This window comes from Nonomuraea turcica, from assembly GCF_030718205.1.
Taxonomy (GTDB): Bacteria; Actinomycetota; Actinomycetes; order Streptosporangiales; family Streptosporangiaceae; genus Nonomuraea.
Window position 1 is genome coordinate 163953 of sequence record NZ_JAUZQF010000022.1, and the last position, 15988, is coordinate 179940.

General features: G+C 69.3%; 13 protein-coding genes. 7 read left to right on the top strand and 6 right to left on the bottom strand.

Features of this window, described 5'->3' with window-relative positions; all coding sequences use genetic code 11:
- Positions 1–178: 178 nt before the first annotated feature.
- Positions 179–1834: an RNA polymerase sigma factor gene (locus Q9G87_RS43965; RefSeq protein WP_305922570.1), complete on the top strand. Its 1656-nt coding sequence runs from the start codon at positions 179–181 to the stop codon at positions 1832–1834.
- Between the two features lie 70 nt (positions 1835–1904).
- Here Q9G87_RS43965 and Q9G87_RS43970 read toward each other — a convergent pair whose 3' ends face one another.
- Complete coding sequence (locus tag Q9G87_RS43970; RefSeq protein WP_305922571.1) at positions 1905–2651, bottom strand: YaaA family protein; 747 nt, start codon at positions 2649–2651, stop codon at positions 1905–1907.
- A 152-nt stretch (positions 2652–2803) separates the two neighbouring features.
- Here Q9G87_RS43970 and Q9G87_RS43975 point away from each other — a divergent pair, with 152 nt between their 5' ends.
- Entirely contained in the window at positions 2804–3502 is a 699-nt protein-coding gene (locus tag Q9G87_RS43975) for a GNAT family N-acetyltransferase (RefSeq protein WP_305922572.1), read from the top strand.
- A gap of 161 nt (positions 3503–3663) precedes the next feature.
- Here the strand turns inward: Q9G87_RS43975 and Q9G87_RS43980 are convergent, their stop codons facing one another.
- Positions 3664–3894, bottom strand: a complete 231-nt coding sequence (locus tag Q9G87_RS43980) for a DUF7455 domain-containing protein (protein ID WP_305922573.1) — start codon at positions 3892–3894, stop codon at positions 3664–3666.
- A 246-nt stretch (positions 3895–4140) separates the two neighbouring features.
- On the opposite strand from Q9G87_RS43980, the gene Q9G87_RS43985 reads away from it, so the two are divergent.
- Complete coding sequence (locus Q9G87_RS43985) at positions 4141–6207, top strand: DNA gyrase/topoisomerase IV subunit B (protein WP_305922574.1); 2067 nt, start codon at positions 4141–4143, stop codon at positions 6205–6207.
- 127 nt (positions 6208–6334) lie between these two features.
- On the opposite strand, the gene Q9G87_RS43990 is transcribed toward Q9G87_RS43985, so the two are convergent.
- A complete protein-coding gene (locus tag Q9G87_RS43990; RefSeq protein WP_305922575.1) occupies positions 6335–6829 on the bottom strand; it encodes a beta-class carbonic anhydrase in 495 nt (164 codons plus the stop codon).
- A 141-nt stretch (positions 6830–6970) separates the two neighbouring features.
- On the opposite strand from Q9G87_RS43990, the gene Q9G87_RS43995 reads away from it, so the two are divergent.
- Positions 6971–7288, top strand: coding sequence for a hypothetical protein (locus Q9G87_RS43995; protein WP_305922576.1), 318 nt, complete (start codon positions 6971–6973; stop codon positions 7286–7288).
- A 441-nt stretch (positions 7289–7729) separates the two neighbouring features.
- Here Q9G87_RS43995 and Q9G87_RS44000 read toward each other — a convergent pair whose 3' ends face one another.
- Entirely contained in the window at positions 7730–8293 is a 564-nt protein-coding gene (locus tag Q9G87_RS44000; RefSeq protein WP_305922577.1) for a thioredoxin family protein, read from the bottom strand.
- Positions 8294–8332: 39 nt separating this feature from the next.
- Here Q9G87_RS44000 and Q9G87_RS44005 point away from each other — a divergent pair, with 39 nt between their 5' ends.
- Entirely contained in the window at positions 8333–8704 is a 372-nt protein-coding gene (locus Q9G87_RS44005) for a VOC family protein (protein WP_305922615.1), read from the top strand.
- A 97-nt stretch (positions 8705–8801) separates the two neighbouring features.
- Here the strand turns inward: Q9G87_RS44005 and Q9G87_RS44010 are convergent, their stop codons facing one another.
- A complete protein-coding gene (locus tag Q9G87_RS44010) occupies positions 8802–11306 on the bottom strand; it encodes a DNA gyrase/topoisomerase IV subunit A (RefSeq protein ID WP_305922578.1) in 2505 nt (834 codons plus the stop codon).
- 460 nt (positions 11307–11766) lie between these two features.
- Here Q9G87_RS44010 and Q9G87_RS44015 point away from each other — a divergent pair, with 460 nt between their 5' ends.
- A complete protein-coding gene (locus Q9G87_RS44015) occupies positions 11767–12591 on the top strand; it encodes a TauD/TfdA dioxygenase family protein (RefSeq protein WP_305922579.1) in 825 nt (274 codons plus the stop codon).
- Between the two features lie 227 nt (positions 12592–12818).
- The gene (locus Q9G87_RS44020) at positions 12819–14936 is read left to right on the top strand and encodes a RecQ family ATP-dependent DNA helicase (RefSeq protein WP_305922580.1); all 2118 of its coding nucleotides are present in this window, start codon (positions 12819–12821) and stop codon (positions 14934–14936) included.
- A gap of 44 nt (positions 14937–14980) precedes the next feature.
- On the opposite strand, the gene Q9G87_RS44025 is transcribed toward Q9G87_RS44020, so the two are convergent.
- Positions 14981–15874 (bottom strand): carbohydrate kinase family protein, encoded by an 894-nt coding sequence (locus Q9G87_RS44025; protein ID WP_305922581.1) that lies wholly within the window; start codon positions 15872–15874, stop codon positions 14981–14983.
- Positions 15875–15988: the final 114 nt, after the last annotated feature.

A 15988-nucleotide genomic window follows, 5' to 3' on the forward strand; every position in this document is an offset into this window, starting at 1 on the left:
GGTCGGCCTAGGGTGGAGGTCAACCGCCGGGAGGTGGCCGTATGGAGTGCGGGGTCGTGCCACAATGCTGTGCAGGTCCGTCGCGGTCCGCACGGCCTCACTGATCTCCGAGAGAGGGAGCAGCCCCCCAGCGGGCATCTGGGTCCATTGTCGCCACGCGTTCGTTCGAGAGGTGTTCGTGTCGCCTGCAAGTTCGACTCGCTCGAAGCCACAAGAGCTGAACGAGCCCGTCATTCAGCGACTGCTCGAGCGTGGGCGCTCGCAGGGTTTCCTCGAGTCTGAGGATGTCCGTCAGGCCTTCGAGGAGGCGGACATCCCCATGTCGCACGCCGCCGCGTTCTTGCGGAACCTCAGTAAAGAGGGCGTGACCGTGGTGGTGACCGCCGCGGATTCGGCTGCGCCGAAGAAGTCTCGTGGTCCAGCAAAGCGCCGCACCGCCGCCCCCGTCAAGACCAAGACGGCGGCGGCCGCCAAAGAGCAGCAGCCCGAGACCGTGACCGCGGTCGTGGGCGCCGCTGAAGCCGAGCCGGCCGCCAAGAAGGCGGCCCCTGCGAAGAAGGCCGCTCCGGCGGCGAAGAAGGCCGCGGCTCCCGCCGCCGCCAAGAAGGCCGAGCCGAAGAACGCTGGGCCTGCCGAGACCAAGCCGAAGGCGCCCGAGTCCGCCGACGCGGACAACGACGACGAGGACATCGAGCTCGACGGCGACGTGGAGCTGGAGGACCTCGAGGACATCGAGGTCGACGACGAGGTGATCGTCGCCGAGGAGTCCGACGCCGAGGGTGACTCCGACTCCGACGACGAGACCGAGGAGGAGCCCAAGCCCTCCGAGATCGCGGCGACGGAGAAGACCGAGGACGAGGTCCTCATCCTGTCCGACGACGACGATGACGCCCCGGTCGCGCAGGTCGCAGCCGCCGGCGCCACCGCCGACCCGGTCAAGGACTACCTCAAGCAGATCGGCAAGGTCCCCCTGCTCAACGCCGAGCAGGAGGTCGAGCTGGCCAAGCGCATCGAGGCGGGCCTGTTCGCCGAGGAGCAGCTGGGCGGCGACGAGACCGGCAGCCTGCCGGTCGACGTCCGGGCCGAGCTGGAGTGGATCGCCGAGGACGGCCGCCGGGCCAAGAACCACCTGCTGGAGGCCAACCTCCGGCTCGTGGTCTCGCTGGCCAAGCGCTACACCGGCCGCGGCATGCTGTTCCTCGACCTGATCCAGGAAGGCAACCTGGGCCTGATCAGGGCCGTGGAGAAGTTCGACTACACCAAGGGCTACAAGTTCTCCACCTACGCCACGTGGTGGATCCGGCAGGCGATCACGCGTGCCATGGCCGACCAGGCGCGGACCATCCGCATCCCGGTCCACATGGTCGAAGTGATCAACAAGCTGGCCCGCGTCCAGCGGCAGATGCTGCAGGACCTCGGCCGCGAGCCCACGCCGGAGGAGCTGGCCCGCGAGCTGGACATGACGCCCGAGAAGGTCGTCGAGGTCCAGAAATACGGTCGTGAGCCCATCTCGCTCCACACGCCGCTGGGCGAGGAGGGCGACAGCGAGTTCGGCGACCTCATCGAGGACTCCGAGGCCATCGTTCCGGCCGACGCCGTCAGCTTCACGCTGCTCCAGGAGCAGCTGCACTCCGTTCTCGACACGTTGTCGGAGCGGGAGGCGGGCGTCGTCTCGATGCGCTTCGGGCTCACCGACGGACAGCCGAAGACGCTGGACGAGATCGGCAAGGTTTACGGGGTGACCCGTGAGCGCATTCGCCAGATCGAGTCCAAGACCATGTCCAAGCTGCGCCACCCGTCCCGGTCGCAGGTGCTCCGCGACTACCTCGACTGATCGGGCTGGACTGATCGGCTGAACGAAGAAGCCCCGCACGGCTATCCGTGCGGGGCTTCTTCGCGTTGGCTCACGAAGGGTCGTTGACGTGCACGTCCAGCGTCCAGGGGCGGTTTGCGCGAGAGGGAGGCGTCAGCGTGACGGTGTAGCCGAGGGCGTCCAGGATCTTGGCCAGCTCGTCCGGGGTGGCCGGGGTGGCGTCCTGGTGGAGGAGGGCGCGGGCGATCTCGCCGCGGGTGGCCTTGGCCATGTGGCTGACGACCTTGCCGTCCCTGAACACCCGTACCGTCACCGAGCGCTCGCCCGGCTGCCAGGCGGCCGCGTACGTCGCCGAGCGCAGGTCCACCACCAGGCCCGGGAGCGTGTCCAGCGCCTTGGAGATCTGGGGACGCCAGAACGCGGCCAGCCCGCCCACGGGTGAGAGGTTGACGCCCATCGAGAGGCGGTACGGCGGGATCCGGTCGGTGATCCGGACCACGCCCCACAGGCCGGAGAAGATCAGGACCGATTCGGCCGCCCGGGCCCGGGCGTCGGGATCCAATGTGTCAAGTCCGAGATTGTCGTAGAGCACGCCGGTGTAGAGCTCGGCGGCGGGGAGTGTGGGGGCCGCCGGCAGCGCCGTGTTCTTGGCCAGCTCGCCCGCCAGACCGGGGGACAGGCCCAGCACGTCGAGGGCGTCTCGGCGTTTGGAGGCCCGGATGAGCGCGGTCTGCACCCGCTTGCGGGGCTTGTCGAGCGACGAAAACGACAGCTGCCCGAGGGGCGGGCCGCTCCCCTCGGAGGCCTTCCCCTCCGACGGCGGCAACACAATCAGCACGTCCCTCAGCCTATTGGTGCTGGTCTTTCCTTCTGTACGGCGGGCCACGCGGGCCGTCCGCTTCGCTGAAACCCGGGCCAATGGTGCGGCGACACGCCCGGGTGTCACGGGGCGATGGGGCGCTTGGCTAGGCTGCGCGAGTGGATTTCGACATGCTTGTGCACGAGGCCTGGCCTGCCTATGAGCAGCTCGTTTGCGACGGGTGGGTGTTGCGTTACGCGGGAGGCGTGACCAAGCGGGCCAACTCGGTGCTCGCGTTGGGGCAGCCGGTGGATCTGGGCGGGGCCATCCAGAGGGCTGAGCGGTTCTACCGGGAGCGTGGGCAGCGTTGCGTCTTCTCCGTGGGGCTTGGGGCAACGCCCGGTCTGGACGAGGAGCTGGAGGCTAGGGGCTACGAGCTGGTCGACCCGACCCTCGTCATGGCGGCCGGCTCTCTCCGTCCCGAGGCGCTGGGCGAGGCGGAGCGCGAGGTCAGGATCGAGGAGCGGCCCTGGCGGGGGTGGCTCGAGACCTGGTGGGCCGTGGACGGGCGGTTCGGCAGCGGGATCGAGGAAGCCGAGCGCATTTGCACCGGCGTACCGGCCTGGTATGGGGCCTACGAGGAGGGCGGCGTGGCACTTGCCGTCGGGCGGGCCGTACCGCAGGGCGGCACGCTGGGGATCTACTGCATGGCCACCCGGCCGGAGGCGCGCCGCCGTGGGCTGGCCCGTACCGTGCTGCGGGCGCTGGCGCGGCACGCGGGCACGGACTCCGCGTATTTGGTCACCACCGCGCCCAACCAGGCCGCGCAGGCGCTGTATCGCGGCGAGGGGTTCGAGATCGCCGGCCGGTATCACTACCGGGTGCGCTGACCACCGGGCGGTGGCGTACGGGACGCTGACCACCGGGCGGCGGTCTACGGGAATGGGCGCGCCGGCCACGGCGTCTTACGCAGGACGGCGACCCCGGGCACGCCCGGGGTCGCCGTCACTGTCACGCGATATGTGGTTATCTCATCACGACCAGCGCCGGGTCAGCGCTCGTCGTTGGGGGCAATTGAATCGGTCTTGCTGAGTCGAGCCGACTCGTCCAGGATGTCGGCGCCCTTTTCGCGCAGCGCCGCGATGTGCTGACGCCCGTGGTGGGCGCAGAACAGCAGCTCCCCGCCTATGGGCAGGGTCGCGCGAATGTAGGCCTGGGCGCCGCAGCGGTCGCAGCGGTCGAGGGCCGTCAGCGGCTTAACGGGGGCGAGAGCTCCAGTCACGTATCGCCTTTCGGGTCACCCCCGCCGAAGCGAGGATCTGGCGTCAGTCACTTGGACAACATCTAACCGGACGTGGAGCTTCCCAACCTCCCCCTCTCTACGCCCAGAGCAGAATGTGTCCGATAGTAATGACGATCAGCCGGTTGGTAACGGCAAACGTGTCGCCATGGCAAGCTTGTACGCGTGCGTACGGGAAGAACGGTAGGCTACGCACACGTGTTCGATGCTTAGACCTGGGGAGCTGGAGTGACGCTAGTGGAGGCGGGTTACACGGCTCGTCACCTGTCGGTGCTTGAGGGCCTCGAGGCCGTCCGCAAGCGCCCGGGGATGTACATCGGGTCCACCGACAGTCGCGGGCTCATGCACTGCCTCTGGGAGATCGTGGACAACGGCGTCGACGAGGCGCTGGCAGGGCACTGTGACCGGATCGAGGTCGAGCTCTACGCCGACGGCTCCATCGAGGTCCGCGACAACGGCCGTGGCATCCCGGTCGACGTCGAGCCGAAGAGCGGACTGGCCGGTGTGGAGCTCGTCTACACCAAGCTGCACGCGGGCGGAAAGTTCGGCGGCGGCTCCTACGGCGCGTCCGGCGGCCTGCACGGCGTGGGCGCGTCCGTGGTCAACGCCCTGTCGGCGAGGCTCGACGTCGAGGTGGACAGGGACGGGCGGGTTCACGAGATCAGCTTTCGCCGCGGCGTCCCCGGCATCTTCGACGGTGACGGGCCGACGGCGAAGTTCAAGAAGAAGTCCGGGCTGCGGGTCGGCGCCACGCTCCCGCGCAAGGTCACCGGCACCCGGGTGCGCTTCTGGGCCGACAAGCAGATCTTCCTGCCCGAGGCCGAGGTCTCGATGGACGAGATCCACGTGCGCCTGCGGCAGACCGCGTTCCTGGTGCCCGGGCTGACCCTGGCCGTCTACGACAGCAGGCACGAGGAGCGCGTGGAGGAGGAGTTCCGCTTCGACGGCGGCATCTCCGAGTTCACCGAGTTCCTGGCCCGTGACGAGCCCGTCTGCGACGTGCTGCGGCTGCAGGGCGTGGGCCACTTCCACGAGACCGTGCCGGTCCTCGACGACCAGGGCCACATGACGCCCACCGAGGTGCAGCGCGAGCTGACCGTGGACGTGGCGGTCCGCTGGGGCAAGGGCTACGAGTCCACCGTGCGGTCGTTCGTCAACGTGATCGCCACCCCCAAGGGCGGCACCCACCTGAGCGGATTCGAGCGTGGCCTGGTGCGCACGGTCAACGAGCTGCTGCGCGAGACCCGCCTGCTGAAAAACGGCGACGACCCCGTCACCAAGGACGACATCTCCGAAGGCCTGACCGGCGTGGTCACGGTCAGAGTGCCCGAGCCGCAGTTCGAGGGGCAGACCAAGGAGGTGCTGGGCACCTCGGCGGCCACCCGCATCGTCTCCCATGTCGTCTCGCGCGAGCTCAAGGAGATCTTCACCAACCCGCCGCGCGGCTACAAGCAGCCGCTGCGAGCCGTTCTGGAGAAGATCGTCGCCGCCGCCAAGGCCCGCATCGCGGCCCGCGAGCACCGCGACAACCAGCGGCGCAAGAGTGCGTTGGAAAGCTCCGCGCTGCCCGCCAAGCTCGTCGACTGCCGCAGCGAAGGCGTGGACCGCAGCGAGCTGTTCATCGTCGAGGGCGACTCGGCGCTGGGCACCGCCAAACTGGCCCGCGACTCGGAGTTCCAGGCGCTGCTGCCGATCCGGGGCAAGATCCTCAACGTCCAGAAGGCGTCCGTGAGCGACATGCTCAAAAACGCCGAATGCGCCGCCATCATCCAGGTCGTCGGCGCCGGCTCCGGGCGCTCGTTCGACATCGAGGCGGCCCGCTACGGCAAGGTCATCCTCATGGCCGACGCCGACGTGGACGGCGCCCACATCCGCACCCTGCTGCTGACGCTCTTCCACCGCTACATGCGGCCGATGCTGGAGGCCGGGCGGGTGTTCGCGGCCGTGCCGCCGCTGCACCGCATCGAGCTCACCAACCCCGGCAAGGGCAAAGAGAAATACATCTACTGCTACTCCGACGCCGAGCTGCAGCGGGTGCTGCGGGACCTGGAGCGGCGCGGCAAGCGGTGGAAGGACCCTGTGCAGCGCTACAAGGGTCTGGGCGAGATGGACGCCGACCAGCTGGCCGAGACCACGATGGACCCACGGCACCGGATCCTGCGCCGGGTGCGCATCGAGGACGCCGAAGGCGCCGAGGGCATCTTCAACCTGCTCATGGGGAGCGATGTGGCGCCGCGGCGGGAGTTCATCGTCAACAGCGCCGCCGAGGTCGACCGCGACCACATCGACGCCTAGAGGCCACCAGACGGCGTTCCGTCCCTCCTGCACCATGTTCGAGGTGCAGGGGGCCTAAGAGCCGTCTGGGCGCATTCCTGAGGCCGTCCTAGGCCTATCTGGAGCTGGTGCGCCCTGCCTCGCCGCTTCAGAACTCGGACGCGGTCAGGCGGCCCGTCCGGACGTCGTAGACCGCACCGGCCACCGGCATGTCCGCGGGCAGGAACGGGCTGGTGCGGATACGGGTCAGATCGTGGCGCAGCGCCTCGTACTGGTCGGGCACCGTATGAAACTCCAGGCTGCGGGTGTCCACCCCGCGCTCACTGGTGAGAGCGTGCACGTCCGCGTCCGTCACCTTGGCCATGCCGCAGTCCGTGTGCGGCATGACCAGCACGCGCTCGACCCCGAGCAGGTAAACGGCCAGTACCAGCGTCCGCAGCACGTCATCAGTCACGCGGGCGCCGGCGTTGCGGAGAATCTTGGCGTCCCCCGCCTGCAACCCGAGCAGGCCGAGCGGGTCGATGCGCGAGTCCATGCAGGTCACGACCGCCAGCCTGCGGGCTGCCCGGCCGGTGAGCTCGGAGCTCCCGAAGTCTTTCGCAAACTTAGCGTTGGCGGCATACAGGTCGTCGAACGCACTCATGTCCCAGATGATGACACCACCCTCAAAAGTGGCTGCTCCCGGGGTGGCGACAGGCGGGAGTTGGCAAAGGTCCCACGAAAGCACGTCACCTTGCGTGATGATGTCGTAGCCGCATGTACGTGATCTAAGAAGGTTTCAGTCGTGACCAGGTCCGAATCGCTCGCCGCGTATCTCCGTGCTCAAGCCTGGCGCCGCCTTGACCGCGTGGAGTCCAACGACGACGGTCGCAACGCCAGGTGCGCGCTGGCCCTCATCGACACCGCCGCCTACGCCGCCAGCCTGCCCGATGACGATCCGCTCATCCTGATGCTGGACCAGGCGGGCTGCTTCGGGCCATTGGGGTGTGAGGAGTTCGATCCCGGGGACGCGGGCGCCCGGCTGATCCGGCACTGGCAGGGCGGCCAGCCGCACGAGCTCCTACTCGCGCTCCCGACGGCGATCTCCGCCTCCACCCGCTGACCGACCCCACCACCCGATCCCGTCATCCTCGCTCGCCACTCGTGCTCGCCACCTGTGCTCGCCATCCGCGCCGTCACCTGTGCTCGCCATCCGCGCCGTCACCTGTGCTCGCCATCCGCGCCGTCACCTGTGCTCGCCATCCGCGCCGTCACCTGTGCTCGCCATCCGCGCCGTCACCCGTGCTCGCCATCCGCGCCGCCATCCCACAGGTGCGCGCCATATCCACGGGTGACGCGCCGTCTTCAAGCGCGGGGCGGCCGGGTGCGCGCCGTCTTCAAGGGCAAAAGATCTTTTGGGCAACCCCCTCGGGCTGGACGCCGCACTGCGTGCCTTCGGCCCGCTGGGCTCGCCGTAAACGCCGGTATCGGGCCGTCGCGGGCATGCCCAGCCCCGGTGGTCTGGGCATGCCGAGCGGGGTCAGGCGCAAGCGTTCAGTGCCGTTCAGGCGGGCTCGTTGCCCGGCTTCCACTTGATGCTGCAGCCGAGCGACGGGCTCTGCTCCACGGGCACCTCGCCGCCCTCCAGCAGGGCGTCGATGGCCGCCCGCAGCGACGCGCCGGTCACCGGCACCGAGTTGCCAGGGCGGGAGCCGTCGAATTCTCCCCGGTAGACGAGCTTGAGCCGGGAGTCGTACAGGAAGAAGTCGGGCGTGCAGGCGGCCTTGTATGCCTTGGCCACCTCCTGGGTGTCGTCCAGCAGGTACGGGAACGTGAACCCGGCTCTGGCGGCCTGCTCGGCCAGGTGTGTGGGATCGTCGTCCGGGTAATTAACGCTGTCGTTGCTGCAGATGGCGACGATCGACAGCCGGGCGCCGTAGTCCGCGGCCAGCGCGCCCAGGCCCTTCTCGATGTGCCGCACGTAGGGGCAGTGGTTGGAGAGGAAGACCACCAGTGTGGCGGGAGAGTCTTTGAGGTCTTCCAGCGAGACGCTGCCGCCGTCGATAGCGGTGAGATCGAAGTCGGGCGCGGGAGCGCCGAGCGGAACCATGAACGAGTTGACAGCCATGGCACCCATTCTCGCAACCACGTCAGAGAGAGGTGAATGATGAGGGGCATCGCGGAATTCCGGAGCGTCGTCCTCGACACGCCCGATCCCCAAGGGCTGGCCGAGTTCTACTCCCGGCTGCTCGGCTGGCCGATCACGTCGGTCGAGGACGATTGGGTGGTGGTGACCGACGGAGGGCCGCCCCGGCGGCTGGCGTTCCAGCTCGCACCTGACTTCCGGCCGTCGACCTGGCCCGACCCCGAGCGGCCCCAGCAGTTCCATCTCGATCTCAGCGTGGACGACATGGAGGAGGCGGAGAAGCGGGCGCTCGAGATCGGCGCCGTCAAGCATGAGTACCAGCCCAGCGAGGACGACAGCTTCCGGGTGTTCCTCGATCCGGCCGGGCACCCGTTCTGCCTCTGCCGGGACTGACCCACTCCCGGTCCCTGCTACCAAGCCGGCCCCACTCCAACGCTAGGCCGTAGACTCCGACGCCCCCGGGGCTTGCCGGGGGCGTCGGAGGGTGTGGCTACTCGTCTTCGGGCGGCGAGGCCGAGGACTCGACGGCGGGCGGGAGGGCTTCCGGGCCGGAGCCGAGGGCGCCGCCGATGGCGCCGATGGTGTGCGTCAGGCGGACGCCTGAGCCGTCCCGCCGGCCGATCTCCTCCGGCAACGGCACCGGCTTGCCGACCCCGGACACCGCCTTGGCCGGCGCAGGCCCCGCCCACGCCAGCAGCAACTCGTCCTCGCCCTTCAAGAACCGCTGTGCCCTTACCCCACCGGTGGCCCGCCCCTTGGCGGGGAACTCGGCGTAGTCGGACACCTTGCCACCGCCCACCTGCGTGCCCGGCAGGGCCGTCGATGACCCGGCGATCGTGACCACGTGCGCGGGCAGCTCAGGATCGACCACGCCGAACCAGATCACCCTGGCCCCGTCCTCCAGCCGGATCCCCGCCATGCCGCCCGCCGGCCGCCCCTGCGGTCGCACCAGCGAGGCCGGGAATCGCAGCAACTGGGCGTTGGAGGCGATGAACACCAGGTCGTGCGACTCGGACACCAGCTCGACCGCGCCCACCACGGTGTCGCCGTCCTTCAAGGTGATCACTTCGAAGTCGTCGCGGTTGGCAGGGTAGTCGGGCACCACCCGCTTGACCACGCCCTGCGCCGTGCCCAGGGTCAGCCCGGGCCCGTCGGGATCCAGCGAGCCCAGCCCGATGACCTGCTCGTCGGGCTGCAGTGAGACGTATTCGGAGACCGGGTGACCGCCGGACAGCGACGGCGGGTTGGCCGTGGACGGCAGAGTCGGCAGGTCCACAACCTGCACCCGGATCAGCCGGCCCAGCGACGTCACCACGCCGACCTCGCCCCGCACCGAGGTGCGTACCGCCGAGACCAGCACGTCATGGGCCGAACGTTCGCCCTCGCCCGGCAGCGGCGTCGCGTCGGAGGTGCGGGCCAGCAGGCCGGTCGACGACAGCAGCGCCAGGCACGGGTCGTCGGCCACCTGGAGCGAGACAACGGGGGTCCGGGCCACGCCGGGGGCCTCCAGCAGGACCGTGCGGCGCGGCGTGCCGTATTTCTTGGCCACGTCGGCCAGCTCGCCCGAGACGACCTGGCGCATCTTGGCCTCCGAGGACAGGATCTCGGTCAGCTTGGCGATCTCGTCGCTCAGCGTCTCCTTCTCCCGGTCCAGCTCCAGCTTGTCGTAGCGGGTCAGGCGGCGCAGCGGCGTGTCGAGGATGTAGGCGGCCTGGATCTCGGTCAGGTCGAACACGTCCATCAACCGCGTGCGCGCCTGCGCCGAGTCGTCGGAGGCACGGATGACCTGGATGACCTCGTCGATGTTGAGCAGCGCGATAATCAGGCCGTCGACCAGGTGCAGGCGTTCTTCGCGCTTGCGGCGCCGGTATTCCGACCTGCGGCGCACCACCTCGAGCCGGTGGTCGACGTAGACCTGGAGCAGCTCGCGCAGGCCCAGCGTGCGCGGCTCGCCGTCCACCAGGGCGACGTTGTTGATGCCGAACGTCTCCTCCATCGGCGTCAGCCGGTAGAGCTCCTCCAGGACGGCCTCGGGGATGAAACCGTTTTTGATCTCGATGACCAGCTGCAGGCCCTTGTGCCGGTCGGTGAGATCCTTCAGGTCGGCGATGCCCTGGAGCTTCTTGGAGGTGACCAGCTCCTTGATCTTGGTGACCACGCGCTCGGGGCCGACGTTGTAGGGCAGCTCGGTGACGATGATGCCCTTGCGGCGCGGGGTGATCTGCTCGACGGCGCACTTGGCCCGCATCCGGAACGTGCCACGCCCGGTCTCGTATGCGTCCCGCACGCCCTGCAGCCCGATGATCGAGCCGCCGGTCGGCAGGTCGGGACCGGGCACGAACCTCATCAGCTCGTCCAGCGTCGCGTCCGGCTTCTTGATCAGATGCCGGGCGGCCGCCACGACCTCGGTGAGGTTGTGCGGCGCCATGTTGGTCGCCATGCCGACCGCGATGCCGCTCGTGCCGTTGACCAGCAGGTTGGGGAACGCCGACGGCATGACGCCGGGCTCGGTCTCCTGCCCGTCGTAGTTGGGCTTGAAGTCGACGGTCTCCTCGTCGAGCGACTCCACCATGAGCATGGCGGCCGGGGCCAGCCTGGCCTCGGTGTATCGCATGGCGGCGGGCAGATCGTCGGGCGAGCCGAAGTTGCCGTGGCCGTCCACCAGCGGCAGCCGCATGGAGAACGGCTGCGCCAGCCGCACCAGCGCGTCATAGATGGCGGAGTCGCCGTGCGGGTGCAGCTTGCCCATGACGTCGCCGACGACGCGTGAGGACTTGACGTGCCCGCGGTCGGGGCGCAGGCCCATCTCGCTCATGGAGTAGAGGATGCGCCGCTGCACGGGCTTGAGGCCGTCACGCGCGTCGGGCAGGGCCCGCTGGTAGATCACCGAGTAGGCGTACTCGAGAAAGCTCGTGCGCATTTCGGAGGAGACGTCGATGTCGACGATCCGCTCCTCAAAGTCCTCAGGCGGGGGTGCAGTCGTACGTCGGGCCATCTTGTGCTGCGCGGCTGCCTCGGCCGTCGCGCCGAGGGGAAGCGCATCCTCCTTCTGCTCTCGTGCTGTAACCGTAGCCGTCAGCTCGCTGGAGAAGCGTCAGATCGGCGTGTGAGGCGTCGACGTCACCCGTCCCGGTCGCGAGGCGATGGCGGCCAGAGGCGCGTGCCGTCGCGCGACCAGTAGGGGTTCCGGTGTGTTCGCCTTTGGAGATGATGGCACGAGCCGGGTCCCCTGTGGCATATCCAGCCATGGAAGACGCCTCCTCGCCGATGACTGAGCTGGTCATCCACCCGGCAGGGAAGCCGGGAAAGGTATGACGGCGAACATCGTGCCCGAACCACGATGGTACTCGATGCCGGCCACTTATCGCAGGCTTGTTCGATAGCGTATCTCTGGTTGACCAAGCAATTGCTTGGTGTTACTTTGCCGACGAGGATTCCGCGTTCCCGGAGGCGTCATGATCGAGTTTCATCCCGTGACCAAGCACATCGGCGCCGAGGTCACCGGGGTCGATCTGCGCAAGCCGCTGTCGCAGGAAGAGGTCGCGACTCTGCGGGAGGGCTGGCTCAAGCACCTCGTGCTGTTCTTCCGCGACCAGCACATCGACGACGAGCAGCACCTGCAGTTCGCCCTGAACTTCGGCACGCTCAACCACCCGGCCTTCAAGAAGGACTCCGCCAGCCCCATCCATGTGCTCGACCAGACCTCACCCAAGGGCGAGGGGGGCGACGAGTGGCACAGCGACAACACCTTCGAGCCCACGCCGCCCATGGGCTCGCTGTTGCGCTGCGTCCAGCTGCCCAGCGTGGGCGGTGACACGTGCTGGGCGAACACCTACCTGGCGTACGAAACGTTGTCCCCGTCGCTGCAGCGGTTGTGTGACGAGCTGACGGCCGTGCACGACATCACGATGTCGATGAAGAAGGCGATCGCCAAGGGGCATCCGTTCGACCTGGCCGAGATCCAGGCCAAGTGGCCGCCGATCGAGCGCCCGGTGGTGCGCGTGCACGCGGAGACGGGCAGGAAGGCCCTGTTCGTTAACCGGTCCTCGACGACGCGCCTGGTCGGCCTGTCGGACCGGGAGAACGAGGCGCTGCTGCCGTTCCTAATCGATCACATCCGCTCGCCGGAGTACCAGTGCCGCCTGCGGTGGCGGCCCGGCACCCTGGCCTTCTGGGACAACCGGCCGACCCAGCACTACGCGGTGGCCGACTACACCGAGCGCCGCCGCATGCACCGGGTCACGATCAACGCCTTCCCGGAGCACGGGGATCCGTCCTGAGTGCGGTTCCGAACGTCCGCCCTGCCCGTTGTGCCGGCTCGCGATTCACCACGCGGCCGGCCCACGAGGCGCACGTATCGGCGCCCGGCTCGGTGAACCGGAGGAGCGTTCCCCTGGACGGGGCCCGGCCCCGTGCGGCGGGTGGAGCCCAGTCGGCGCAGCCGTACAGGATGGGGTTTCACCAGGAGGAGCGCGAACCACGGCGGGAAAGGTGGTAACAAGGGTGCATGATTGACGCCCCAGATGCCGGGATGCTGCGGCAAGAGGCCGAGGAACGCCTTCAAGCGCTGGCCGGAGCGCACGCGAGGCTCCGCGACGACCAGTGGGCGGCCATCGAGGCCCTCGTCCTCGACCGGCGCAGGGTGCTGGTCGTGCAGCGCACCGGCTGGGGCAAGTCGGCCGTCTACTTCGTGGCCACCGCGCTCCTGCGGGAGCTGGGTGAGGGCCCCACGGTCATCGTCTCGCCGCTGCTGGCGCTGATGCGCAACCAGATCGCCGCCGCCGAGCGGGCCGGCATCAGGGCCGTCACGATCAACTCCGCCAACCCGGAGGCGTGGGAGGAGATCTACGGCCAGGTCGCCGACGGCATGGTGGACGTGCTGCTGGTCAGTCCCGAGCGGCTCAACAACCCCGACTTCCGCGACAACGTGCTGCCCGAGCTGGCCGAGAGCGCCGGGCTCGTGGTGGTCGACGAGGCGCACTGCATCTCCGACTGGGGCCACGACTTCAGGCCCGACTACCGCAGGCTGGCGCGGCTGTTCGAGGACCTGCCGCCCGGCATCCCCGTCCTGGCCACCACCGCCACCGCCAACGCCCGCGTCACCCGCGACGTGGCCGAGCAGATGCGCCTCCCCGCGGAGCTGCGGCCCGACGGGGACGACACGCTCGTGCTGCGTGGGCCGCTGGAGCGCGAGAGCCTGCACCTGTCCGTCGTACGCCTGCCCACGGCCGAGCAACGGCTGGCGTGGCTGGCCCAGACGCTGCGTGAGCTGCCCGGCTCCGGCATCGTCTACACGCTGACCGTGGCCGCCGCCCACGAGATCGCGGGCTACCTGCGCGAGCAGGGGCACGAGGTGGCCGCCTACTCCGGTCAGACCGACCCGGCCGAGCGGCTGGCGGCCGAGGAAGCACTGCTCAGCAACAAGATCAAGGCGTTGGTGGCCACGAGCGCGCTCGGGATGGGCTTCGACAAGCCCGACCTGGGATTCGTCGTGCACGTGGGGGCGCCGCAGTCGCCGGTCGCCTACTACCAGCAGGTCGGCCGGGCCGGACGCGGGGTGGAGCGGGCCGAGGTGATCCTGCTGCCCGGTGTCGAGGACCGCGACATCTGGGCCTATTTCGCCTCGCTGGCGTTCCCGCCCGAACCCGTCGTCCGCGCCACGCTCCAGACCCTCGAAGAACGCGGCGGTGTCATGTCCACCCCCGCGCTCGAGACCGCCGTCGATCTGAGCCGCAGCCGCCTGGAGATGATGCTCAAGGTCCTCGACGTGGACGGCGCCGTCCGGCGGGTCAAGGGCGGCTGGGAGGCCACCGGGGAGCCGTGGGCGTACGACACCGAGCGTTACACCCGCATCGCCGCCGAGCGCAGGGCCGAGCAGGAGGCCATGCTCGGCTACCTGACCACGACCGAGTGCAGGGAGCACTACCTGCGCAGGCACCTCGACGACGAGACCGCCCGGCCCTGCGGCCGCTGCGACAACTGCACGGGCAGGCACCGCTCGCCGGAGATCGCCGCGCAGGCCGTGGAAACCGCCCGCGAGCGGTTGAGCAGGCCCGGTGTCGAGATCGAGGCCCGCAAACAGTGGCCGACCGGCCTGGCCGACCTGTCCGGGCGGATCAAGCCGGAGCTGGGCGCGGAGCCGGGCCGGGCGCTCGGGCGGCTGACCGACATCGGGTGGGGCAACCGGCTGCGAGAGCTGTTCAACGGCGACGACGGGCCGATGGCCGACGACATGTTCGCGGCCGTCGTACGGGTGCTGTCCGCCTGGGACTGGCGTGAGCGGCCGGTGGCCGTGGTCAGCGTTCCGTCCGCGACGCGGCCGAAGCTCGTGCGCTCGTTCGCCGAGCGGCTGGCACAGGTCGGGCGGCTGACCAACCTCGGGGAGCTGGGCTATCGGGCCGGCTCGCCCGGACAGCAGTTCAACAGCGCCAAGCGGGTCCAGGCGGTCAGAGGCACCCTGGCCATGCCCAAGGACCTCGGCGCCCAGATCGCCCAGTGCGGCGGGCCCGTCCTGCTCGTGGACGACCGGGTCGACACCGGGTGGACGATGACGCTGGCCACCGCCCTCGTCCGCCACGCCGGCGCTCCGGCCGTGCTGCCGCTGGCCCTGGCGACCGTCAGCTGACGCCGGCGTTCAGCACGCCCGGCGTCCTGTCTAGGACGAGCTGTCTAGAAGGGCGGACGAGCGCCCAAATGCATGATCGCCTTGGCCGCCAGCCGGCATCCCGAGGCCAGCGCTTCGGCCGGCGGCTTGCCCTCCAGCCACGGCGGCAGGAAGCCGGCGGAGAACGCGTCGCCCGCCCCCGTGCCGTCAACGATCTTGTCGACCGGCTCGGCGGCCACGTGGACCGGCTCGGGGCGGCCGTTGCTGAACCACAGCGCGCCCTCGGCGTTCTGCTTGATCACGACCTGCGGGAACCACGCCGTCAGCACCTTGGCCGCGGCCTCCGGGTCATCGCGGCCGGTCAGCACCTTCGCCTGGTCGGCATTGGCGAACAGCAGCTTGACGCCGTTGGTCCACTCCAGGAACGGCTCGGCCCCGGTACGCTCGAGCGGCGCGGACGAGGCGCAGTCCACCGAGATCGACATCCCACCGCGCCTGGCCATGTCGAGCGCCGCGAGACCGGCGTCGCGCGAGCCCTCGTTGATCAGCGTGTAGCCCGAAAGATGCAGGTGCGAGCCCGAGGTGAACAGGTCGCGCGGCAAGTCCTCAGGCGACAGCGCGGCGTTGGCGCCGGGGTCGGAGAGCATCGTGCGCTCGCCCTTGTGTGTGACCAGCACCACGCAGGTGCCGGTGGGCCGCTCGGGATCCATGACGAGCCGCGCGTCCACGCCGTAGCCCATCAACTCCATGTCGCGGTTTCGCCCGGTGATGTCGGCGCCTCTGCGGCCGATGAAGGCCACTTCCGCACCCTCGACGGCGAGCCACGAGGCGATGTTCGCACCCGAGCCGCCACCGTGCATCGTCACGATCGCCGGGGTGTCGCTCGCCCTGGCGAGCGCATAACGGGCGCGCGCGACCGCGTCGGTCATGAGATCGCCCACCACGACGACCCGCGTCATGATGTCACCACCTTGCTGCCTTCAGTCCACCCTGGCCACGGCAAAACTAACAGCTTCCGGGCTGCTCGTGGGGCGGACCCATCACACCAAGCTGGAGTCGATGCACAAGCGTTG